The organism is Streptomyces sp. NPDC093546, assembly GCF_044765045.1.
GTDB lineage: Bacteria > Actinomycetota > Actinomycetes > Streptomycetales > Streptomycetaceae > Streptomyces.
Genome location: NZ_JBIWJG010000001.1, coordinates 348,830 through 372,842 on the forward strand (window position 1 = coordinate 348,830; position 24,013 = coordinate 372,842).

The window sequence follows — 24,013 nt, forward strand, 5'->3', positions numbered from 1 at the left end:
GTCGCCGGTGGTGCCCGATGTTTCCGCGGTGGCCGCCGTGCGGCGGCCCTGCCCGGACCCGGCCCTGCCCCCGGCCGGGGCGGCGGTGCCGCGCCCGACGCGCCGCTGTCGGCGCTCGGCGCCCGCGGCGCGGCACGCTGCCGCCCGGCCTGCCGTGCCGGAGGTGCGGCGGTGAGTGGGACCCGGACGCGGCCGCTGCGCGGCGCGCTGGCGCTGCTCGCGGCCACGCAGCTACTGCTGATCATGGACACGGCGATCGTCAACGTCGCGCTGCCGTCGATCGGCGAGGACCTCGGCTCCGGCTCCGCCGGGCTGTCGTGGGTCGCCAACGCCTACCTCATCACCTTCGGGGGCCTGCTCCTCCTCGGCGGGCGCACCGCCGACCTGCTCGGCCACCGGCGGCTGTTCGTCGCCGGGCTCGGGCTGCTCGCCGCCGCCTCCGCCGTGGGCGCGCTCGCCGGCTCCGCCGGGGCGCTCGTCGCCGCGCGCGCCGTGCAGGGCGTCGGCGCCGCGCTCGCCGCGGCCGCCGCCTTCGCGCTGCTGCTGATCCTCTTTCCGGACGGGCCCGCGCGGCACAAGGCGCTCGGCGCGTTCGCCGCGATGGGCGGGCTCGGCGGGGTGCTCGGCACCGTGCTCGGCGGCGTCCTCACCGACGTCCTCGGCTGGCGCTCCACCTTCTGGCTGAACGTCGCCGTCGCCGCGCTCCTTGCGGTCCTCGCGCTCCGCCTCCTCGACGGCGGCACCCGCGGCGCCGAGCGCGGCTTCGACCTGCTCGGCGCGCTCACCGCCACCGTCGGCCTCGGCCTCGTCGCGTACGCCCTCGTCGGCCGCAGCCTCGTCGCGGGCGCGGCCGGGCTGGTCCTGCTCGCCGCCTTCGCGGTGCTGGAGACCCGCATCGCGCGGCCCCTCGTGCCGCCCGCCGTGCTGAAGCGGCCCACGCTGCGGCTCGCCAACGGCCTGAGCGCGCTCGCCCAGATGGCGCTGTTCCCGATGTTCTTCCTGGTGAGCCTGTACCTCCAGCAGGTGTTGGAGCACTCGCCGCTGGGCGGCGGGCTCGGGCTGCTGCCGCTCTCCGTGGTCGTCGTCGCCACCGCTCCGCAGACCGGGCGGATCATCGGCCGCCTCGGCCTGCGCGCCGCCACGGTCCTCGGGTTCGTCCTCCTCCTCGTCGGCATGGTGTGGCTCGCGTTCGCCCTCACGCCCGACGGCACCTTCTTCACCACCGTCTTCGCACCCAGCCTCCTGCTGGGTGTCGCCCTGCCGCTGGTCATGGTCACCACCAACGTGGCCGCCACCGCCGAGGCCTCGCCCGCCGAGACGGGCCTGGCCTCCGGGCTCATCAACACCAGTCAGCAGTTCGGCTCCGTCCTGGGCCTCGCCGTCCTGGTGGCCGTCGCCACCGCCCGTACGGGCACGGCGGCGTCCGGGGCGGCGACCCCGGCGGCCGAGACGGCCGGCTTCCAGGCCGCCCTGCTCGTCGGCGCCGCCTTCGCGGCGGTGGCCGCACTGCTGTCCGTACGGCTGACCCCGCCCGCGCCCGTACCGGCGCCGCCACGCCACGACCGGGTGGGTGACCTGCGGTAACCGCGCGGCCGCCTGACCGAGCGGCCGCGCCACCACCCCGACCCGAGACTGCCCGAGGGGGGCTTCCCGTTGACCTTGTACGACCTTGTCGCGCCCGGTCTGGACACCGTCGCCGAACCGCGCTACCGCATAGCCGAGATACGCGCGGCCGATCCACTCGGCGCCGATCCGCTGCTCGCCGCGCTCCCCGCGATGAACCGTGACGCCGACGTCCCGGCGCTCACCGTCGCGCTGCGCGCCCTCATCCCCGACCTCGACCGGGTCGCCGAGTGGAGCGTCGTCGAGGCGCTCGCCGGGATGCGCGACCTCGGCATGCTCCTCGGCTCGCTGAAACGTCACGGCACCGAACCCCTCGCCGTCGTGCCCGAGGTCCTGCCCGTCCTGGAGGAGCTGGCCCGCCGCACCGACATGGTGCCCCGCGACACCGTGCACCACTACACCACCTGGAACCCGCTCGGCCGGCGCCAGCGGATGTACACCGGCCACGAGATGGAGGCCCACCTCCAGGAAGCCGTCCGGATGGTCTTCCCCAGCCTCGTCGCCGCGCTCGACACCTGCGCGCAGCTCGCCCGCCTCGAACCGTACGACCCGGGCTTCGCCCTCGCGCTGGACCGCACCGCACAGCACGTCCAGTCCATGGTCGACGCCATCGACTTCACCGTCGCCAACGTCACGCCCGTCTTCTTCGCCCAGACGCTGCGCTCCTACTTCGAGGAGATCGACGTGGCGGGCCGCGACTACCTCGGGCCCGCCGCCGCGCAGGTCCCGCTGTGGCTGGTGGACCTGACGCTCTGGCAGTGCGACCGCTCCCAGCCCGCGTACGACGCCTTCCTCGACGAGTCCGTCCAGTACAGCCTGCCGTCGTGGCGCGCCTTCTACGCGGCCCACAAGGGAGGCGTCTCCGCCGTCAGCAAGCTGTCCGCCGCGCTGAGCTGGGAGACCGTGCACCGGCTGCCGCCCCAGCTCGTGGCCTCCGCCCGCTCGCTCGCCCGCGTGCTGCGCATCCTCAAGACGTTCCGCGCCCGGCACATCGGCATCGCGCGCAAGGCGTACAGCGACGAGCTGCGGCTGTACGACGAGGGCAGCGGCGGCGCCCCGGTGGCGCTGCTGCGCGAGGTCCTCGACCTGACGCGGGACAACGAGACGCTGGTGCGCCGCTCGGTGGCACCCCCGCGGCCGGCCACCGCCCCCGCACCCGTGCCCGTGACCGCGGCCACGGCGAGCGGCGCCGCGCCGCACCGTCCCGCACCGGCCGCGTGAGAGGAGCGCCCCCATGACCCCGCACATACTCATCGCCGGCGGCGGCATCGCCGGTCTCACCGCCGCGCTCTCCCTGCACGCCGCAGGGTTCCAGCGCGTCACCGTGGTCGAGGCCGCCCGCGAGATCCGCTCCGTCGGCGCCGGACTGAACATCATGCCCAACGCCGTCCGCGAGCTCGACGCGCTCGGCGTCCTGGACCGCCTGGAGACCGACGCCGTACGCACCCGGGAGCTGCGCTACTACCACCGCTCCGGCGGCCTCATCTCCCGTGAGCCCCGCGGCCTGCGCGCCGGCTACCGCTGGCCCCAGCTGTCGATCCACCGCGGCCACCTCCAGCTCGTCCTCGCCGAGGCCGTACGGGAGCGGCTCGGCCCTGCCGCGATCGTCGGCGGCGTCCGCGTCGCCGGGCTGGAGATCCTGCCCGACGGCCGCCCGCGCGTCCGCCTCGCCCACCGCACCGGCGCCACCCGCGGCCTCGCCTCGCTCCAGCCGGACGTCCTGATCGGCGCCGACGGCATCCGCTCGGAGGTCCGCGCCGCGCTCCACCCGGGCGAGGGCCCGCCGCCGTGGAACGGCATGCTCGTGTGGCGCGGCGTGTCGCGGATGGCGGCGAAGGACACCGGTTCCTTCATGCTCATCGCGGGCGACGACCGCCGGAAGGCCGTCGTCTATCCGATGACCGAGCCGACCCTGCGCAGCCCGGAGGTCCTCGTCAACTGGGCGCTGGCGATGCCCGCCGACCGCATCGCCGGCGCCGAGCGCCTCGACGCCGTACGCGGCGACTGGAACCAGCCGGTCCCCGTCGGCGACTTCCTCCACCACTACGAGGGGTGGGAGTTCGACGGCGTCAGCGTCCCCGACGTCCTGCGCGCCTCCGACGGCGCCTACGAGTACCCCATGGTCGACCGCGAGCCCCTCGCCCGCTGGAGCCACGGCCGCACCACCCTGATCGGCGACGCCGCCCACGCCATGTACCCCATCGGCTCCAACGGCGCGACCCAGTCCATCGTCGACGCCCGCGCCCTCGCCCACGCCATGGCGCTGTACCGCGACCCGGCCGACGCCCTCGCCGCCTACGAGGCGGACCGGCGCCCCGCCATGACGGAGCTCCAGCGCGCCAACCGCCGCCTGGGCCCCGAGGTCGTCATCAACCTGGCCCACCAGCGCGCGCCCGGCGGCTTCACCGACATCGACGCCGTGATCCCGCCGGAGGAGCGCGCCGAGATCGCCGCGCGCTACGCCCTGACCGGCGCGTTCGACCCGGCGGCCGTCAACGCGGGCTCACCCTACGAGGTGGCGGTGAGCGTGCTCCCCTGAGTGCGCCGTGGTTGACGGTGGCACCGTGCCACTACCGTCGAAGGGTGAAGGCGGACGCACACCGTGGTGCGTCCGCCCCGATACGTACCTGCCCTGCGAAGGTGGAACACGTGAAGGCAATCCGTCGATTCACCGTGCGCCCCGTCCTCCCCGAACCCCTCCGCCCGCTCAGCGACCTCGCGCGCAACCTGCGCTGGTCCTGGCACACCGAGACCCGCGAGCTGTTCCAGACCGTCGACCCCGACGGCTGGCGTGCGGCCGGCGGCGACCCCGTACGGCTGCTCGGCTCGGTGCCCGCCGCGCGCCTCGCCGAGCTCGCCAAGGACCGGCGGTTCCTGCGCCGCCTGGCCGCCGCCGCCGACGACCTCGACGACTATCTCCACGGCCGCCGCTGGTACCAGCAGCACCAGGGCGCCTCGGACGGCGAACTTCCCGCCGCCGTCGCGTACTTCTCGCCGGAGTTCGGCGTCACCGCGGCCCTGCCGCAGTACTCCGGCGGCCTCGGCATCCTCGCCGGGGACCACCTGAAGGCCGCCTCCGACCTCGGCGTCCCGCTCATCGGCGTCGGGCTGCTCTACCGCCACGGCTACTTCCGCCAGTCCCTCTCGCGCGACGGCTGGCAGCAGGAGCAGTACCCGCTCCTCGACCCCAACGAGCTGCCGCTGAGCCTGCTGCGGCAGGAGAACGGCTGCCCCGTCCGCGTCTCCCTCGCGCTGCCCGCCGGCCGCCGGCTGCACGCGCACATCTGGGTGGCGCGCGTCGGGCGCGTACCGCTGCTGATGCTCGACTCGGACGTCGAGGAGAACGGCACCTCGGAGCGGGACGTCACCGACCGGCTGTACGGCGGTGGCAGCGAGCACCGGCTGCTGCAGGAGATGCTGCTGGGGATAGGGGGAGTGCGGGCCGTCCGGGCGTACTGCGCGCTGACCGGCCACCCGGACCCCGAGGTCTTCCACACCAACGAGGGCCACGCCGGCTTCCTCGGCCTGGAGCGCATCCGCGAACTGACCGAGAGCGGACTGGAGTTCGACGCGGCCCTGGAGGCGGTGCGCGCCGGGACCGTGTTCACCACCCACACGCCCGTCCCGGCCGGCATCGACCGCTTCGACCGCGAGCTCGTCGCCCGCCACTTCGGCGACGGCGCGGAGCTGCCGGGCGTCGACGTCGAGCGGATCCTCCAGCTCGGCCGGGAGACCTACCCGGGCGGCGAGCCCGGCCTCTTCAACATGGCCGTCATGGGCCTGCGCCTCGCCCAGCGCGCCAACGGCGTGTCCACGCTCCACGGCGCCGTCAGCCGCGAGATGTTCGCGGGCCTGTGGCCGGGCTTCGACCCGGAGGAGGTGCCGATCACCTCCATCACCAACGGCGTCCACGCCCCCACCTGGGTCGCCCCCGAGGTCTTCCGGCTCGGCGCCCGCAAGATCGGTACCCAGCGCGCCGAGGACGCGCTGAGCGTCGGCGGCTCCCAGCGCTGGGACTCCGTCACGGACATCGCCGACGCCGAGATCTGGGAGCTCCGGCGCGAGCTGCGCGAACAGCTGGTGACGGAGGTGCGGGCGCGGCTGCGCGCCTCGTGGCGGCAGCGCGGCGCGGGCTCGGCGGAGCTCGGCTGGATCGACGGCGTCCTCGACCCCGACGTCCTCACCATCGGCTTCGCGCGCCGCGTCCCGTCGTACAAGCGGCTGACGCTGATGCTGCGGGACCGCGAGCGGCTGACGAGGCTGCTGCTGCACCCGGAGCGGCCGGTGCAGATCGTGGTGGCGGGCAAGGCCCACCCGGCGGACGACGGCGGCAAGCGGCTGGTGCGGGAGCTGGTGCGGTTCGCCGACGACCCGCGCGTGCGCCACCGGATCGTCTTCCTGCCGGACTACGGCATGGGCATGGCCCAGAAGCTGTACCCCGGCTGCGACGTCTGGCTGAACAACCCGCTGCGGCCCCTGGAGGCGTGCGGTACGTCGGGGATGAAGGCGGCGCTCAACGGCTGTCTCAACCTGAGCGTGCTCGACGGCTGGTGGGACGAGTGGTACGAGCCGGACTTCGGCTGGGCCATCCCCACCGCCGACGGCCCGACGACGGACGAGGACCGGCGCGACGACCTGGAGGCCGCCGCGCTGTACGAGCTGATCGAGCAGCGGGTCGCGCCGCGCTTCTACGACCGGGGCGGCAGCGGTCTGCCGGAGCGGTGGATCGAGATGGTCCGCCGCACGCTCGCCAACCTCGGCCCCAAGGTGCTGGCGGGGCGCATGGTGCGCGAGTACGTGGAGCGGCTCTACACCCCGGCCGCCCTGGCCCACCGCTCGCTGGACGAGGACGCGGCGCGCGAACTGGCCGCCTGGAAGGCGCGGGTGCGCGCCGCGTGGCCGCGCGTCACCGTCGACCACGTCGAGGTCGACGAGGCCAACGGCACCGCCGAGCTCGGCGCCACGCTCGCCCTGCGCGTGCGGGTGGCCCTCGGGGACCTCCGGCCCGAGGACGTGGAGGTCCAGGCGGTCGCGGGCCGCGTCGACACCGACGACCGGCTCCGCGACGCCCAGAAGGTGCCGCTCAAGCCGTCGGGCGGGCCGGACGAGCAGGGCCGCTGGGTGTACGAGGGGCCGCTGACCCTGGACCGTACGGGCCCGTTCGGCTACACCGTGCGGATACTGCCCGCACACCGGCTGCTGCCGGCGGGCGCGGACCTGGGCCTGGTGGCGCTGCCGACGGAGACGACGGGGGAGGGCGCGGGCGTGCTGATGCGTTAGCCGCCATGCGGGGCCCGGCCGCTGTGCGGCCGGGCCTCTTTCCCTTTCATATGCGGAATTTTTTCGGCCCGGTATGGGTGGCCACCGTGACGGGCATTCATGAATGCACCAGGGGAGGGGGCGGAATATGAAGGGCAAAGGCACGCCGCGAACGGGGGCGAGTGCGGGGGGATTTCCCCGCCCGGGGCTGTTCTGGCTCGGGGTGGCCGCCGGGACGGCCGGCACGGTGCTGCACCTGCCGATGTTCCTCGCGTCCCGTCACATGGGCTACCACATGGCCGGGATGGCGCCGGACCCGGCCATGGTGGCGGGCATGGCGCTGATCGTGGGCGGTGTGGCGGCGGTGCTGGCCGGCTTGTGGCCGCCCCGGGCCGAGGCGCTGCGCCGCGAGGCGGCGATCGCAGCGGTCCGGGTGCGCCCCCAGGACGACGCGCCTCTGCGTCCCGCCCACGTCGCCCTGCTGCTCGTGCTCTCGCTCGCCGTGACGATCGACGTCATGAAGCCGCTGACCCTGTCGCTGGTCGTGCCCGGGGTCGCCGCCGAGTACGGCCTCGCCTCGCCGCTGCGCCCCGGCGGTGGCGTACCCGTGGCCTGGCTGCCGCTGGCCGGGATCACCGGCACCATGGTGGGTTCCTTCGTGTGGGGCTGGCTGGGCGACCGGATCGGGCGGCGCAACGCGATCCTGCTGGCCGGGGTGCTGTTCGCCACGACGTCCGTCTGCGGCGCCATGCCGGGGTTCTGGTGGAACGTGCTCATGTGCCTGGTGATGGGCGCGGCGGCCGGCGGCATGATCCCGATCGCCTTCACGCTGCTCGCGGAGACGGTGCCGCGCCGGCACCGCGGCTGGCTGATGGTGCTGATCGGCGGCAACGTCACGGTCGCGTACGCCCTGACGAGCTGGCTGGCGGCGGTGCTCACCCCGGAGTTCGGGTGGCGGGCCCTGTGGCTGGTGGGGCTGCCCACGGGGCTGCTCCTGCTGGTGCTGAACCGCTGGATCCCGGAGTCGCCCCGCTTTCTGCTCGCCACCGGGCGTGCCGAGCAGGCGCGTGAGGTGCTGGCGCGGTACGGCGCGGCCCTGGTGCCGGTCGGGCCGGAGTCCGGGCCGGAGTCCGGACCGGCGCGGGGGCCCCGGACCGGGTACCGGCGGCTGTGGGAGCGGGGGTTCGGCGGGCGTACGGCGGTGCTGACGGTCCTGGCGGCGGGCGCCGGCCTGCTGACGTACGGGTTCCAGATGTGGCTGCCCGTCAACCTCGCCCGCATCGGCTACCTGGAGGCGTCGTCGGCCCGCGTCCTGCGGGACAGCGCCCTGATCAGCCTGCCGCTCAACGTGCTGACCGCGCTGCTGTACGGGTTGTGGAGCAGCAGGCGCACGGCGGTCGTCGTCGCGGGTGCGGCGGCGGCCGCCCTGGTCGTCCTCGCGGCGGCGGGCGAGGAGGTCGCCGGGAACGAGTCGCTGATGCGGCTGCTGCTGCTGGTCCCGCTGTGGGGCATCAGCGCGACCGCGGCCGTGGTCGCCGCGTACAGCTCCGAGGTGTACCCGACGGCGCTGCGGGCGCGCGGCACGGGCTGGGCGGCGGCGGTGAGCAAGGTCGGCGGCGTGCTGATCCTCGCCCTCTCGGTGGCCGCCGCGGCGGTTCCGCCGATGGAGGTCACGGCCCTGGTGGCGGCCGCGCCGCTGGCCGCGGCGGCGCTGGCGTTCGTGTTCTTCGCCCCGGAGACGCGGGGGCGGGGGCTGGACGAGGCCTGAGCCGGGCCGTCCGTATCAGGCCGGTTCCCTTTTCCGTGGCGTGATCTCGCCAATTCCAGCCGCAATTTCATAGGTAAATAACACTGCTTGTTTGGCATGCGCCCTGGAAATCTACCGGCGCGCCACCTTTCCCTTCCTTGTCCGTCACGCGGATGGGTGAATATGGCAGAGGAAATGGTCCGAATGGCGGCACTCGGGAATGTCGTAAGTGCACATCACCCACTCCCCGAGTAACGTTCGGAGGTTCTTCTCGTGCCCACAACCACCGTGCTGCCGTCGGTCGGCGCCGAAATCCCCTGTAGTTGCTACGCCGCGAACGTCCCGCTCAAGGTCCGCACCGCCCTGGTGAACGTCGAGTTCAAGGGCGGCATCAAGGTCCGGGTGGAGGCCCATCCCGACCAGCCGCCGCACAAGGCCGTCGTGCTCAAGGTCGTCGGCCACAAGGTGGAGGCCGACCACCCGCAGCTGGGCAAGATCACCATCGAGCAGGACAGCATGGAGGCGACGCCGGACAGCCTCCTGAAGATCGTCCAGCACTTCCCGCCGAAGCTGAGCGCCGTGATGTTCCTGTCGTTCACGCTCACCATCGAGCGGCCGCCCGGTGAGGGCGCCGCCCCGGGAGCCCGTCCGGAGCCGATGAAGCTGCGCACCAAGGAGCCGGCGAAGCTGCTGAGCCCGGAGCTCAGCAAGTTCCCGCCGGACGGGGACATGTACCGGCTGGAGACCCCGATCAAGCTCGTCCACCCGGACACCGACCAGGTCATCGCCACCATCGACAAGTTCCCGGTCCGCGTCGGCGGCTGAGCCGCCGTAGCCGGCCGGCAGCAGCACGCTGACCGGCCACCAGTGCAGCGAGCGTGGGGGTGCCCTGATGCGTCATGCCCGGATTCCGAAGGTGACGGTCGTCGCGGGTTGCGTACGAAGCCTGCGCGTCTGTCTCGTCCTGACGGTCCGGCTGGCCGTCCTGGGCCTCATCGCCCTGCGCTGCTCACTGTCGCCGGGCAAGGACCGCTTCGCGCCGCGGCGCGACGCCTGGCTCCTCGCCACGGTGACCGCACTCGGGCCGGCCTTCGTCAAGGCCGCCCAGATCCTCAGCACCCGCGCCGACCTGGTCCCCCGTCATGTCGCCCGGGTGCTGAGCACCCTGCACGACCAGGTGTCGCCCCTCCCGCTCGGGGACGGGACGCGCCGCTTCCCACCCGAGCTGAGACACGCCCTCCGGGACGATCCCGGCCTGGCCGGGCGCCCCCCGGTCGCCGCGGGCACCATCGCCTGCGTCTACCGGGCCCGGCTCGCCGACGGCCGCACCGCCGCCCTCAAGGTCCGCCGCCCCGGTGTCGTCCGGCTCCTCACCACCGACCTGGCGATCATGCTGACGCTCGCCCGGCTCGTCGCGCCGCTGCCACCGCTGCGCGGCGTCCCGGTGGTGGACATCGTGCGGCAGCTGACGGGCTCCCTGCGCGGACAGCTCGACTTCGACCTCGAGCGGCGCAGCCTCCGCTTCCTACGGGAGAACCTCGCGGAAGAGCCGGACGTCCGCGTCCCGGAGGTGTACGACGAGCTCTGCGGCCCGGACGTCCTGGTCATGGAGTACCTCGAAGACCTGCACGACGGGGAGAGGAGAGCGGGCGGCGCGCAGGCCGCCGTGACAGCCCTGCGCGCCGCCTTCCACATGCTCTTCCTCGACGGCTTCGTCCACTGCGACCTGCACCCCGGCAACCTCGTCTGCGGCCCCGGCGGCGCGGTGACCGTCGTCGACGCCGGTTTCACCGTGCGCCTGACCGAACAGTCCCGGGAGAAGTTCACCGACTTCTTCGAGGCGATGGGAGCCGGGGACGGCCGGACCTGCGCCGACATCGTGCTCTCCACCACGCGCCCCGGGCCGCGCACCGACACCGAGGGATTCCGGCGCGAGCTCGCCGAGCTCGTCGCCTCCCGGGGGGACGCGACCGCCGCCACGTTCGACCTGATGTCCTTCGCCGCCCGGCTCTTCGCGCTCCAGCGCCGCCACGGCCTGTACGCGGACCCGCAGTTCGTCTTCCCGATCCTGTCGCTGCTGGTCCTGGAGGGCACCGTACGGGACCTCGGCCCGGACCTGGACTTCCAGGCCGTCGCCAAGCCGTACCTGATCACCGCCCTCATGGAACGCGCGCTTCTCGCCGCCCAGAGAGACAACGCCCAAAGAAATCAGGAGAAACAGGAGTCCGGCTGACATGCTCTCCCACGCCTCGCCGTCCGGCCCCTCGCCGTCCAGCCCCTCGCCGCCCGGACCGGACACCGCCGCCTCCGAGGAAGCGACGCCGCCCCGGCCACCCCGGGCCACCCCCGTGGTGCCGCGCCCCCTCCGCCGCATCGTCATCCCCCTGCTGCGCCAGGACACCGCGCAGGTCGACTTCGGCGTACGGCGCTTCCGGCTGCGGCCCGGCCCGGCCCGCGACATCCTCCAGGCGGCCGGACAGGCCTTCCTCGCCGGCTTCCACGCCGCGCTCGACGCCCGCACCCTGGCCGGGCTGGCGGCCGACGTGGAGCGCCTCCCGCCCGAGCGGCGCGGCTTCGCCTACGAGGGCGCCGGCATGGCCTGCTCCGTACTGGACCTGCTCACCGGCGCACGCGGCCGCAGGTTCGCCGCCCTGGTCTCCGGGCCCGCGGCCCGGTACCCGCACCTCGTGCACGTCGGCGCGGGATGGGCGTACGCGCGCCTGGGCCTGCGGCCCCGGGGCGGCCTGCCCGCCGCGCACCCGCCCGAGCAGTGGCTCGCCTGGGACGGGTACGGATTCCACCAGGGGTTCTTCCACCCCGACCGCGTCATCGGGCGGCAGCAGGTCGAGCGCGGCCTGACCGCCGACGAACGCGCCATCCGGGACCAGGGCCTGGGTCGCGCCCTCTGGTTCCACGAGTGCGCCGACCCCGAGGGCCTCGTGCCGCGCGTCGCCGAGTTCCCGCCCGACCGCCGCGGCGACCTGTGGAGCGGCGCCGGACTCGCCGCCACGTACGCGGGCGGCGCCACCCCCGCGGAGCTGCACCGCCTCGCCGAAGCGGCCGGCGCCCACCGCGCCGACCTCGCCCAGGGCTCCGCCTTCGCCTGCGCGGCCCACCACGTCTCCGGCCTCGTCCCGGAGCACACCCGCGAGGCCGCGCGCGTCCTGACGGGCACCACCGTCGAGGAGGCGGCCGACTGGACCGACCGCTCCCGTGCGGCGCTCGGGCCCGCCGCGACCGGCACCGGCCACTACCAGCTGTGGCGCGCCGGGATCCGGGACCTGTACCTCCGCAGCCGCCGAGGAGACCACTGACCATGCCCGCACCCCTCATGAGCCTCGTACGCCGCAACCTGGCGCGGGTCGCCGCGCTGCTCGCCTGCGTGCTGCTGTGGCAGCTCTCCCAGCCGCCGGGCGCCTCCCCGGCGATGCGCGAGCGCCTCGCCCAGCGGTTCTCCTTCTCCCCGCACCTCGTCTCGCCCGCGCAGCACCCCACCGACCGGACCCTGCGGCCGGTCGCCCCCGCCTACCGCGACATCTCGTCGTGGATCTCCTCCGTGGGCGCCGGGGCCGCCCTCTTCGCCGTGGACGACGGCAGCGTCTCGCACGACATCTGCCTGGTCGACCCGCGCACCGACACGGTCACCGTCGGCCCGGCCCCCGGCACCGGCCGGCGGTACGCGCCCTTCACCCTCGCCCCGCCCGCGCGCGAGCTGCCGTCGTACGCCGCGCCCATGGGCTGCCTCCCGGCGGACCTCAACGAGGACGGCCGCCAGGACGTGGTCGTCTACTACTGGGGCCGCTCGCCCGTCCTCTTCCTGCGCCTCGCCGGACGCCCCCCGGGCGCCGGGGCGTTCCTCCCGCGCGAGCTCGTCCGCCCGCGCGCCGTGTGGAACACCAATGCCGCCACCGTCGGCGACTACGACGGCGACGGCCACCTCGACCTCGTCTTCGGCAACTACTTCCCGGACGGCGCCCGCGTCCTGGACCCCACCGCCCACCAGCCGGACAAGCTGGTGATGAACGCCTCCCTCTCCAACGCCCGCAACGGCGGCACCAACCGCCTCCTGCGCTTCACCGGCGCAGACCGGGGCCCCGCCCCCGACGCCCGCTTCACCGAGGTGCCCGACGCCTTCGCACCGGACGCCGCGCGCGGCTGGACCCTCGCCCTGGGGACGTACGACCTCGACGGCGACCACCGCCCCGAGCTGTACGTGGCCAACGACTTCGGCCCCGACCAGCTGCTCGTCAACGAGTCGTCCCCGGGGCGTGTCCGGTTCCGCGAGGCCGTCGGCCGACGGCACGCCGCCACCCCCAAGTCGAAGGTGCTGGGCCGCGACTCCTTCAAGGGCATGGGCGTCGCCTTCGCACAGCTCGGCCCGGACCGCGTTCCCGACATCCTGGTCAGCAACATCGGCGAGGCGTACGCCCTCCACGAGAGCAACTTCGCCTTCACCGCCGGCGGCAGCCTCCGCGACGCCGGGCGGGCGCTCCACCGCGGCACCGCCCCGTACGACGACGACAGCGAGCCGCTGGGCCTGTCCCGCACCGGCTGGAGCTGGGACGTGAAGGCCGCCGACTTCGACAACGACGGCGGTCCCGAGATCATGCACGCCACGGGCTTCGTCGCCGGACACACCGACCGCTGGGCGCAGTTGCAGGAGACGGCCATGTCCAACGACCTCATCCTGGACAACCCCCGGCTCTGGCCGCATTTCAAGCCCGGCACCGACCTGTCCGGCCACGACCGCAACACCTTCTTCGTCCGCGGCGCCGACGGCCGCTTCACCGACGTGGCCCGCGAGGCCGGGGTCGGCACGGACGCCGTCAGCCGGGCCTTCGCGATCGGCGACGTGGACTCCGACGGCCGCCTCGACTTCGTCGTCGCCAACCAGTGGGCGCCGTCGGTGCTGTACCGCAACACCGGCCGGGCGGGTGCCTTCCTGGCCCTCCGCCTGCGGCTCCCGGCCGCCGAAGGCGGCGGCGCGAGCGGCGGAGCGACCCGGCCCGCCATCGGCGCCACCGCCACCGTGACGCTGCCCGACGGCACCGTCCGCACCGAGCAGCTGTACCCGGCCAACGGGCACAACGGCGTCAACGCCCCCGACCTCACCTTCGGCCTCGGCGCCGCCAAGGCGGGCCCGTCCACCGCCCTGCCCGTCCGCCTGACCTGGCGCGACGGCGAGGGACGCGTCCACACCCGCACCACCACGCTCCGGCCGGGCCGCCACGAGCTGATTCTCACCGAGGAGACACGATGAACGGACGCGGACGCGGACTCGTACCCGGACTCGACCGCATGGCGCGCACGGCGCGGTGTGTGCTCGGCGGCCCGGACGACCCGCGCAGCGCCGCCCTGCGCCGGTTCGGCCTCTCCATCACCGTCCTGACCGTGGTCGGCCACACCGTCCTCGGCTTCGAGCAGGCCTACCTCACCCCCGTCGTCGCGGTGGCGGCCGCCCTGCTCGCCGAAGGAGTCCTCGGCACCATCGACGCCCACGCCCGCGGCGTACGCCCCTGGTACGCCGCCGGGTCCGCCGGCGCCGTCGTGGACCTGCTGCTCCCCGCGTACATCACCGGACTGGCGTGCGCGATGCTGCTGTACGCCAACGACCGGCTGATGCCGACCGTGCTCGCCACCGTCGCGGGCGTGGCGAGCAAGTACGTCGTCAGGGTGCGCGTCGCCGGGCGCGCACGGCACGTGCTCAACCCCAGCAACACCGGGATCGTGCTGGTCCTGCTGCTCTTCCCGTGGGTCGGGATCGCGCCGCCGTACCAGTTCACCGAGTGGACGGCCGCCCCGGCGGACTGGGTGATCCCCGTGGTGGTCCTGGCGGCCGGGACGATGCTCAACGCCAAGCTGACCGGCAAGATGCCGCTCATCGCCGCCTGGTGCGGCGGCTTCGTCGCCCAGGCGGTGCTCCGCTGGGCCCTGTCGCTGGGCGACCTCTCCCTGGTGAGCGCGCTGCTGCCGATGACGGGCGTGGCGTTCGTGCTCTTCACCAACTACATGATCACCGACCCGGGCACGACCCCGTGGCGCCCGCGCCACCAGGCCGTCTTCGGCGCGGCGACGGCCGCCGTCTACGGCGTACTCGTCCACTTCCACGTCGTCTTCGGCCTGTTCTTCGCGCTGGTGATCGTGTGCGTGCTGCGGGCGGGCGTGCTGGTGGCCGCCGAGCGGCTGCCGTGGGGCTCCGCCGGACGCGGCGCGTCCACCGCGTCCAACGCCTCCTCCGCGTCCGCTCCCGCCCCGCCCGCCTCCGTCCCCGCGCAGGGCCGCCCCTCACTCCAGCCGGAGACACGATGAGCCCGTACGACACGGAGGGCACCGACGGCACCGACGGCTCCGCGCTCGCGATCGTCGGCATGGCCTGCCGGTACCCCGACGCCGAACGGCCCGAACGGCTCTGGGAGATGGCCCTGGAGCAGCGCAGGGCCTTCCGCCGCCTCCCCGCGGAGCGCATGGACCCGGACGACTACTACGACCGCGACCCGGCGGCCCCCGACAAGACGTACAGCCTGTACGCCGCCGTCCTGGAGGGCTGGGCCTTCGACCGGTCGGCGTTCCGCATCCCCGGCCCGGTCTTCCGGGCCGGGGACCCCGCCCACTGGCTGGCCCTGGAGACCGCCGCCCGCGCCCTGGAGGACGCCGGTTTCCCCGGCGGCGCCGGACTGGACCGCGACCGCGTCGGCGTGGTCCTCGGCAACAGCCTCACCGGCGACACCACCCGTGCCGGGACGCTGCGGCTGCGCTGGCCGTACGCACGCCGCGTCCTCGCCGCCGCCCTGGCGGACACGGGACTCCCCGGCGACGCACGCGAGGAGGTGCTGCGCCGCGCCGCTGCCGGCTACCTGGCGCCGTTCCCGCCGACGACGGAGGAGTCGCTCGCCGGGGCGCTCTCCAACACCATCGCGGGCCGGATCTGCAACCACTTCGACTTCCACGGCGGCGGCTTCACGGTCGACGGTGCCTGCGCCTCCTCCCTCCTCGCCGTCATCGAGCTGTGCCGCGCGCTGCGCGACCACAGCGTCGACTTCGGCCTGGCCGGCGGGGTCGACCTGAGCCTCGACCCCTTCGAGCTGGTGGGCTTCGCCAAGACCGGCGCCCTCGCCGCCGACCGGATGCGCGTCTACGACGAGCGGTCGGCGGGCTTCTGGCCCGGTGAGGGCTGCGGCATGCTCGCGCTGATGCGGGCGGCCGACGCGCGCGCCGCCGGGCTGCGCGTGTACGCGGAGATCCGCGGCTGGGGCGTCTCCTCCGACGGTGCCGGGGGCATCACCCGGCCCGACCGGGACGGGCAGCTCCTCGCCCTGCGCCGCGCGTACGAACGGGCCGGCGCCGACCCAACCGACGTCCTCCTCCACGAGGGCCACGGCACCGGCACGCGCGTCGGCGACGAGGTGGAGCTCGGCGCCCTGGCGGCGCTGCGCGCGGGCGCCCACCGGCGCGCGGCCCTCTCCACGATCAAGGCGAACATCGGCCACACCAAGGCCGCGGCCGGCGCGGCGGGCGTCATCAAGGCGGCCATGAGCCTGCACACCGCGGTGCTGCCCCCGACGACCGGATGCCGGGACCCGCACCCGCTGCTGCGATCGGGCGAGGCCCGGCTGCGCGTGCTGCGCCGCGCCGAACACTGGCCCGAGGGCCCCCGGCTGGCCGGGGTCAGCTCGATGGGCTTCGGCGGCATCAACGCCCATGTCGTGCTCGCCGCCCCCGACGCCCCCGCCCCCACCTCGCCGTACCCCCGCAGCCCCGTAGTCGTACGCCGCGCGGCGCCCGAGCACGCCGTCATCGCCGCCGCCGCGGCCGAACCGGGCGAGCTGCGCGCGCTGTTCGAGGACGTCGCCGCCGTGGCCCCCCGGCTCTCCTTCGCGGAGCTGCACGACCTGGCGGCCCAGCTCGCGCGGCGGACGCCGGCCGGCGGCTCCTCGCGCGTCGCCGTGGTCGCCGCCACCCCCGACGAACTGGCCCGGCGGGCCGCCTCGGCGGCCGCTCACCTCGCGTCCGCTCCCACTCCGGGAGCCCTGACGCACCTGCCGGGCGTATGGCTGGGGCACGGCGTACGCGGCCGGGTCACGCTCCTCTTCCCCGGCCAGGGCGCACCGTCCGCCGCACCTACGACCTCCGGTTCTCCCGGCGGCACCGAGACCGCCCAGCCCGCGATCCACCGCGCCGCCCTGCGCGGGCTGCGCACGCTGGACGCCCTCGGGGTCACGGCGACGGCCGCCGTCGGCCACAGCCTGGGCGAGATCACCGCGCTGGTGTGGTCGGGCGCGCTCTCCGTACGGGACAGCATCCGTCTGGTACGCGTCCGGGGCCGGCTCATGGCCACCCTCGGCGCGCCCGGGACGGGCATGCTCAGCCTCCGCACGGACCCCTCCACCGCGCTCGGCCTGTGCGGCGGGACCGGGCTGGTCGTCGCCGCGTACAACGGCCCCCGTTCGGTGGTGCTCGCCGGAGCGGAGGGGGAGTTGGGCGAGGTCGCGGCCCGCGCCGAGCGGGCGGGCATCGCCCGCACCCGGCTCCCCGTGTCCCACGGCTTCCACTCCCCGGCGGTCCTGCCGTGCGTCCCGCCGCTGCGCCGCGCCCTCGCGGACGTGGACTTCGGCCGCCCGGCGCGCCGCCTGGTGTCCACCGTCCACGGGCGGGCCCTCACCCCGGACGACGACCTGGCGGCGCTGCTGTGCGACCAGGTCACCGCGCCCGTACGGTTCTGGGACGCGGTCGCCGGCGTGCTCCCGGAGACCGACCTGTGCTGCGCCGTGGGGCCGGGGCAGGGGCTCGCCTCGCTCCTGGCCGACCAGGGCTGCGGCGTCCCGGTGGTCACCATCGGGACCGGAGACCCGGACGACGCGGCCACGGCCGACGCGGTGGCCGCGCTGTTCGCGGCGGGCGCGGGCGCGGGCGCGGGTGCCGGCGTGCGGGTCGACAGGCTGACGGCCGGGTGCGGGGCGCGGCCGATCGACCTCCGCCGCCCCCGGACCTTCCTGCGCAGCCCGTGCGCGGCGGCGCCGCCCCTCCCGGAGGCCGGTCGGGAGGCCGCTGCCCAGGACGCCGTCGCCCCGGTGGCCGCCGCCCCGGCCGCCCCCGTCCCGGACCGCGACTCCGCCGCCGCCGTACGCGACCTGCTCGCCCGCGCCACCGAGCTGGAGCCCGAGCTCATCGGCATGGAGACGCGGCTCCTGACCGACCTGCACCTCACCTCCCTGACGGTCACCCAGCTCGCCGCGACCGCCGCGCACCGCATGGGCCGCCGCCCCCCGGCCGCGCCGCTGTCGCTGGCCGACGCCCGGGTGTGCGACCTCGTGGAGGCCCTCGACGCCCTGCCGCCCGCCACCGCCGCCGACACCGGCCCCGGGGGCGCGGCCGGCACCACCGTCCCCGGCGTGGACACCTGGGTGGAGTGCTTCACCGAGCGGCTGCGGCCCGTCCGCGACGGCCTCCCCGAGCCGAGCGGCGCCGGATGGCGTACCACCGTCCTCGCCGAAGGCGTCCTGGGCGAAGGCGGCCTCGCCACCCAGGCGCCGCGCGTCTTCGCCGCCACCACCACCCCCGACACCGAGCTCCTCTACGCGCCCCCCGGTGCGGCCCCGCCGCCCGTCGGCCGCCTCCTGGCCGCCACCCGTGCCGCGCTGCGCACCGGGCGTCTGGTGGTCGTCGCGCACGACACCGCGCTCGCGGGCTTCGCGCACAGCCTCCACAAGGAGCACCCCGCGCTGGGCGTCACGCTGCTGCGCGTCCCGCCGACCGCGACCGGCCTGCGCCACGCCGCCCGCCACGCCACGGCCGAGCCGGGCCGGTACCGGGAGCTGGTCGTGGACGAGTGCGGCAGGGCCCACACGCCGTACGCGCAGGTGGCGCGGTTCCCCGCGCCCGGGCCCTCGCGCCCGCTGCCCCTGGGGCCCGGCGACGTCCTGCTCGTCACCGGCGGCGGCAAGGGCATCGGCCACACCTGCGCCAAGGCGCTGGCGCTGGTCTGCGGCGCCCGGCTCGCGCTGATCGGCCGGGCCCGCCCCGAGCACGACGAGTCCCTGCGTACGCGCCTGGCGGAGCTGGCCGCCGCGGGCGTGACCGCCGCGTACGAGGCGGCCGACCTCGCCGACGCCGCCGCCGTGGCCTCGGCGGTGCGCCGCCTCACCGAGCGGCTCGGCCGCCCGGTCACCGGGGTCCTGCACGCCGCGGGCGTCAACGAACCGGCCTGCTTCGCCGACCTGGACGAGGCGCGCGTCGAAACGCACCTCGCCCCCAAGGTGACGGGTCTGCGCCACCTCCTCGCGGCGCTGCCCACGGACCGGCTGCGGCTGGTCGTCGGCTTCGGCTCGGTGATCGGCCGGTACGGGCTGCCCGGCGAGTGCCACTACGCCCTCGCCAACGGCCTGCTGCGCGCCGCGACCGAGCGGCTGGCGGCCGAACTCCCCGACACCTGCCGCGTCCTGACCATCGACTGGTCGGTGTGGGCCGGCACCGGCATGGGCGTACGGCTCGGCGTCCTGGACTCCCTTCTGCGCGAGGACGTCACCCCCATCGCCCCGGACACCGGCACGGACCTGTTCCTGCGCCTCCTCGCCGCCCGGACCCCGCCCACGGTCGCCGTGCACGGCCGGCTGGGCCGCGACGTACCCGCCCCCGCGACGGCGGGCCCTCCGCAGCGGTTCCTGGAGGAGGTGCGCGTCCACTACCCGGCCGTCGAACTGGTCGCCGAGGCGCGGCTCGACCTGCGCCGCACCGACCGGCACCTCGCCGGACACCGGCTGGACGGGGTGGTCTGGCTCCCCGGCGTCCTGGGCCTGGAGGCCATGGCCCAGGCGGCCACGGCGGTGGCGGGCGGCCAACCGCTGCACGAGGCCCGCGACATCGTCTGGGCGCACCCCGTGACCGTGCCGGAGGAGGGCACCCGCACCGTACGGGTGTGCGCCCTGCACCGGGGGGACGCCGTCGAGACGGTCCTGCGCAGCGACGAGGACGACTTCTGCGTGGACCACTTCCGCGCCGTGTTCCCGCTGGCCGTACCGTCCCTCAACGGACACCGGCCCGCCCCGGCGGAACCCGCCGGGAGGGACGGTCTCCACCCCGACGAGCTGTACGGGCCGCTCTTCTTCCACACCGACCGGTTCCGCAGGGTCCGGAGCCTGACCGCGCCCTCCGCGCGCAGCTGCCGCGCCACGCTGGCACCGCCGGAGCCGGGGGCGGACGGGCCGTGGTTCGCGGCCCCGCTCGCCGTCCCGCTGCTCGGGGACCCGGCCGTCAACGACGCCTCCCTGCACGCGCTCCAGGCGTGCGTGCCGCACCGCAGGCTGCTGCCGGTGGCCGCCGGGTCGCTGACGATCCGGCCCGGCGGGGGACCGGTGGAGCAGGTCCGCGGCACCGAGCGCTCCGCCGCCGACGGCGACTACGTGTGGGACGCGGAGGGCCTCGACGCCTCGGGCCGCACCGTGCTGCGGTGGCGCGGGCTGCGCCTGCGGGACGTCGGCCCGCTGCCACGCGGCGAGCGCCCCTGGCCGGCCCCGCTCCTCGCGGTGCTGCTGGAGCGGGCGGCCACGGCCCTGGGCCTGGACGGCCGCCTCCGCGTGACGATCCGCCCCGCGACGGGCCCCGCGTCGGGGCGCCCGCCAGAGCCCGGCGTCTCCCGCAGCCATCTCGACGGCCGGCTGGTGCTCCAGGTCGAGGACGCGGATGCCAAAGGGCCCCTGGCCTGCGACTGGGAGGCCGTGCCCGCACGCCCGGAGAGCGCGTGGCGCCACCTCCTCGACCCGGAGCAGCGGGCCCTGGCCGACGTGCTGCGCCACCAGTGCGGGGAGCCGTTCGACGCGGCGGCCACCCGGGTGTGGACGGCCGCCGAGTGCCTGGCCAAGGCGGGCCGGCCCCCGCGCGCGCCGCTCGCCCTCGGCGGGGTCTTCGACGGCGGCTGGGCCCTGCTGCGCTCCGGCGACGCGCTGATCGCCTCGGCGGTGGTGCGGGTGGCGGGCGTCGAGCGGCCGGTGGCGGTCGCGGTGCTGAGCGGACAGGAGGAGAACCGATGACGACCGAGACCCGCACGCGGACGTACGCGTACGAACACCTCGTCACCTTCGAGGAGACCAACCTCGTCGGCAACGTGTACTTCACCCACTACCTGCGCTGGCAGGGGCACTGCCGGGAGCGGTTCCTCGCCGAACGGGCCCCCGGGGTGCTCCGGGCGCTGCACGGCGACCTCGCCCTGGTGACCGCGTCCTGCCACTGCGCGTACTTCACCGAGCTGTTCGCCCTCGACCGGGTCACCCTGCGGATGTCGCTGACGGCGGCCGACGAGTACCGCGTGAGCATGGGCTTCGACTACTACCGCGTGGGCGGCGCGGTGCCCCAGCTCGTCGCGCGCGGCGGCCAGACCGTGGCCTGCGCGCGCCGCACCGGCGACGGCGGCGTACAGCCGGTTCCGGTGCCGGAGGAGCTGCGGGCCGCGCTCGCGCCGTACGGTCCGCCGGGGAGCGGCACATGACCGACGCCGCGGCCTTCCGGGCCGCGATGGCCCACATGCCCACCTCCGTCACGGTGGTCACCGCGTACGCCGCCGACGGCACCCGCCCCGGCCCCGTCGGCTGCACGGCCAGCGCCGTCCTGTCGCTCTCCCTGCGCCCGCCGAGCCTGCTGGTCTCGCTGGCCGCCACCGGCCGTACGGTCCGCGCGATCCGGCGCGCCGGGGGCTTCGCCGTCAACGTGCTGAGCTGGGAGCAGCGCGAGCTGACGCGCCGGTTCGCCGAGGAGCCCCCGTGCCGCCGCTTCGACGGGGTGCCGTGGGCGTACGAGCAGGGCCAGCCGGTGCTGATCGGGGCCGCGGCGAGCGTCGTGTGCGCCGTCGACAGCTGCTACGACGTGTGGGACCACACCCTGCTGGTCGGGCGGGTCCTGCACAGTGCCCACCACCCCGACCGCACCCCGCTGGTCTACCACCGCCATACGTGCACGACCGCCCGGTGGCAGTCGGACTACCACCGGGCGGTCGTGGACAACCCGTAACAGCGACGAGGGTTACGGGAAGGTCAGCTTCCAGCTGTTGATGTAGCCGGTGTCCTGCGCGGCGACGTCCTGCACGCGCAGCTTCCAGCTGCCGTTGGCGACCTCGCTGGAGGCGTTGACCGTGTAGGTCGCCTTGACGTTGTCGGCCGAGTCCGAGGAGCTGGAGTTCTTCAGCCGGTACGCCGTGCCGTCGGGCGCCACCAGGTCGACGACCAGGTCACCGCGCCAGGTGTGGACGATGTCCACGTCCACCTTCAGGGTGGAGGGGGCGTTGCCCGCGACGCCGGTGACGCTCACGGCCGAGGTGACGGCCGCGCCGTTGTCGGGGATGGCGACGTCGGCGGTGTTCTCGAAGACCTTGCCGGTGCCCGGGTCGCCACCGCCGGGGCGCGAGCCGACGTTGACGCCCGCCCAGGCGTGCTCGACGGCCTTCACCTCGGCGCTGCCGGCGCCGTACAGCTCGGTCGCGACGGCGACGGTGCCGGCGCGGGCCCCCGCGTAGTCGGTCCGCGAGTTGAACTTGGTCGTCAGCGCCTTGTACCAGATCAGCGCGGCCTTGTCGCGGCCGATGCCGGTGACGGGGAGGCCGTCGGAGGTCGGCGAGTCGTACGCCACGCCGTTGACGGTCTTGGCGCCGCTGCCCTCGGAGAGCAGGTAGAACCAGTGGTTCGCCGGGCCGGAGGAGTAGTGGACGTCCACGCCGCCGATGCCGGAGTACCAGTAGTCCTTGGACGAGCCGTCCTTGCTGGGCTTGTCCATGTAGCGCAGCGGGGTGCCGTTGCCCCGGATGTCGATCTTCTCGCCGACGAGGTAGTCGCCCGGGTCCTTCGGGTTGTTCGCGTAGAACTCGACGGCGGCGGCGAAGATGTCGGAGGTCGCCTCGTTGAGGCCGCCGGACTCACCGCTGTAGACCAGGCCCGCGGTGTTGGAGGTGACGCCGTGCGTCATCTCGTGGGCGGCGACGTCGATCGACGTCAGCGGCTTGGCGTTGGCGGCGCCGTCGCCGTACGTCATGCAGAAGCAGCTGTCCTGCCAGAAGGCGTTGACGTAGGCGTTGCCGTAGTGGACGCGGGAGTACGCGCCGACGCCGTCGCCCTTGATGCCGCTGCGGCCGTGCACGCTCTTGTAGTAGTCCCAGGTGAGCGCGGCGCCGTAGTGGGCGTCGGCGCCCGCGGTCTCCAGGTTGGACGGGGTGCCGTCGCCCCAGATGTCGTCGGCGCCGGAGAAGAGCGTGCCGGTGCCGGAGGTGCCGCGGTTGAGGTTGTACGTCTTGTGGTTGCCGCGGGCGGTGTCGGTCAGCGTGTACGAGGGGGCGGTGCCCAGCGTGACCTGGCCGCTGTACTGGGTGTTGCCGGTGCCGGTGTGCACGGCCTGCCACTCGTACAGCTTCTTGCCGGTGGTGGCGTCGGTGATGACGTGCAGTTCGTTCGGGGTGCCGTCGTGCTGGAGCCCGCCGACGACCGTCTCGTACGCGAGGACCGGCGCCCCCTGGCCCATCCAGACCACCTTGCGCGGCGCGCGCTCGGCGTCGGTCGCCTTGGAGCCCTCCGCCCGGGCGGCGCCCAGCGCCTGCTTCTCGGCGGCGGCCGGGGCGATGTCCGCGCTGGTGTCGACGTTCTTGAGCTGCGCCGGGGACGCCTTGCTGACGCCTTCCGTCTTCCCCGCCTTCGTCTCGGTGACGACGAGGTCGCCGCCGAGGACCGGGAGCCCGCCGTAGGTGCGCTCGTAGCGGGTGTGGGTGGTGCCGTCGCGGTCCTGGACGACGTCGCGGACGACGAGCTTCTCCTGGGCGCCGAGGCCGAGTTGCTTGGCGGTGGCCGCCTTGTCGGCGTCGGCGGCGCGTATCAGCGCGGTGCGCTGGGCGGGGGAGAGGTCGGCGGGCAGGGCGCCGGGGTCGGCCTTGCCGGCGGCCTGGCCCTTCGGGGCGACCGGGCCCCACTCGTCGTCGGCGGCGGCGGTACCGGTCTGCACGCCCACGGCGAGCATGGCGGCGGCGGCGATCAGAGCGCCTGTCGCGGTGGCGCGACGGCTTGGCGTGGATCTCACGCAGACTCCTTTTGCGAGGGGGGTACGGGCGGCTGGGTGGGCCGCTCGGCGGAGCAAACAGAGCTGGTGGAACAGGTCGGAAAGCGGTGGTGACCGCAGTGCGAACAGCTGTGCGCAAGAACGGTGGAAGAGTGGCAGCAGCGGAGGGTTCCTGTCAGGACCGCGTCAACAACTTGGCCGGAAATCGTCCGTTGCTCGCATCGTCATGTTCGTTAAGCGGACGTTTCGCCGGATGAGGCGGGAGGGTCCGCGGGTGCGCTCCGCAGCGGCTCCCCGCGCCGGGGGGTGCGGCCCCGCCCGTGGCGGCCGGGGGGAACTCTGGCTCGTTCCGCTCCGCCCGTC

The 24,013-nt window shown here is 75.0% G+C and carries 14 protein-coding genes; 13 read left to right on the top strand and 1 reads right to left on the bottom strand.

Annotated features, from left to right (window positions below; genetic code table 11):
- The first annotated feature begins 171 nt into the window (after positions 1–171).
- The 13 genes from ACIRNI_RS01540 (at position 172) to ACIRNI_RS01600 (ending at position 21,625) form a co-directional block, all read left to right on the top strand.
- A complete protein-coding gene (locus ACIRNI_RS01540; protein ID WP_403547333.1) occupies positions 172–1,584 on the top strand; it encodes an MFS transporter in 1,413 nt (470 codons plus the stop codon).
- Between the two features lie 69 nt (positions 1,585–1,653).
- The gene (locus tag ACIRNI_RS01545) at positions 1,654–2,844 is read left to right on the top strand and encodes a monodechloroaminopyrrolnitrin synthase PrnB family protein (protein ID WP_403547335.1); all 1,191 of its coding nucleotides are present in this window, start codon (positions 1,654–1,656) and stop codon (positions 2,842–2,844) included.
- A 13-nt stretch (positions 2,845–2,857) separates the two neighbouring features.
- Positions 2,858–4,162 (top strand): flavin-dependent oxidoreductase, encoded by a 1,305-nt coding sequence (locus ACIRNI_RS01550; RefSeq protein ID WP_403547337.1) that lies wholly within the window; start codon positions 2,858–2,860, stop codon positions 4,160–4,162.
- Positions 4,163–4,272: 110 nt separating this feature from the next.
- A complete protein-coding gene (gene glgP / locus ACIRNI_RS01555) occupies positions 4,273–6,903 on the top strand; it encodes an alpha-glucan family phosphorylase (protein ID WP_403547339.1) in 2,631 nt (876 codons plus the stop codon).
- Positions 6,904–7,105: 202 nt separating this feature from the next.
- Positions 7,106–8,650: an MFS transporter gene (locus tag ACIRNI_RS01560; RefSeq protein ID WP_403547341.1), complete on the top strand. Its 1,545-nt coding sequence runs from the start codon at positions 7,106–7,108 to the stop codon at positions 8,648–8,650.
- A 252-nt stretch (positions 8,651–8,902) separates the two neighbouring features.
- Positions 8,903–9,454, top strand: coding sequence for a hypothetical protein (locus ACIRNI_RS01565; protein ID WP_403547343.1), 552 nt, complete (start codon positions 8,903–8,905; stop codon positions 9,452–9,454).
- A 67-nt stretch (positions 9,455–9,521) separates the two neighbouring features.
- Entirely contained in the window at positions 9,522–10,862 is a 1,341-nt protein-coding gene (locus ACIRNI_RS01570) for an ABC1 kinase family protein (protein WP_403547344.1), read from the top strand.
- A gap of 1 nt (position 10,863) precedes the next feature.
- Complete coding sequence (locus ACIRNI_RS01575) at positions 10,864–11,943, top strand: DUF1702 family protein (protein ID WP_403547345.1); 1,080 nt, start codon at positions 10,864–10,866, stop codon at positions 11,941–11,943.
- 2 nt (positions 11,944–11,945) lie between these two features.
- The gene (locus ACIRNI_RS01580; RefSeq protein WP_403547347.1) at positions 11,946–13,889 is read left to right on the top strand and encodes a CRTAC1 family protein; all 1,944 of its coding nucleotides are present in this window, start codon (positions 11,946–11,948) and stop codon (positions 13,887–13,889) included.
- A complete protein-coding gene (locus ACIRNI_RS01585) occupies positions 13,886–14,938 on the top strand; it encodes an enediyne biosynthesis protein UnbU (protein WP_403547349.1) in 1,053 nt (350 codons plus the stop codon). Before ACIRNI_RS01580 ends, ACIRNI_RS01585 begins: the two co-directional genes overlap by 4 nt.
- Positions 14,935–20,652, top strand: a complete 5,718-nt coding sequence (locus ACIRNI_RS01590) for an SDR family NAD(P)-dependent oxidoreductase (RefSeq protein WP_403547352.1) — start codon at positions 14,935–14,937, stop codon at positions 20,650–20,652. The genes ACIRNI_RS01585 and ACIRNI_RS01590 overlap by 4 nt, the downstream gene beginning before the upstream one ends.
- Entirely contained in the window at positions 20,649–21,107 is a 459-nt protein-coding gene (locus ACIRNI_RS01595) for an acyl-CoA thioesterase (protein ID WP_403547354.1), read from the top strand. Before ACIRNI_RS01590 ends, ACIRNI_RS01595 begins: the two co-directional genes overlap by 4 nt.
- Positions 21,104–21,625: a flavin reductase family protein gene (locus ACIRNI_RS01600; protein ID WP_403547356.1), complete on the top strand. Its 522-nt coding sequence runs from the start codon at positions 21,104–21,106 to the stop codon at positions 21,623–21,625. The genes ACIRNI_RS01595 and ACIRNI_RS01600 overlap by 4 nt, the downstream gene beginning before the upstream one ends.
- 12 nt (positions 21,626–21,637) lie before the next feature.
- On the opposite strand, the gene ACIRNI_RS01605 is transcribed toward ACIRNI_RS01600, so the two are convergent.
- Positions 21,638–23,671: a M4 family metallopeptidase gene (locus tag ACIRNI_RS01605; RefSeq protein WP_403547358.1), complete on the bottom strand. Its 2,034-nt coding sequence runs from the start codon at positions 23,669–23,671 to the stop codon at positions 21,638–21,640.
- Positions 23,672–24,013: the final 342 nt, after the last annotated feature.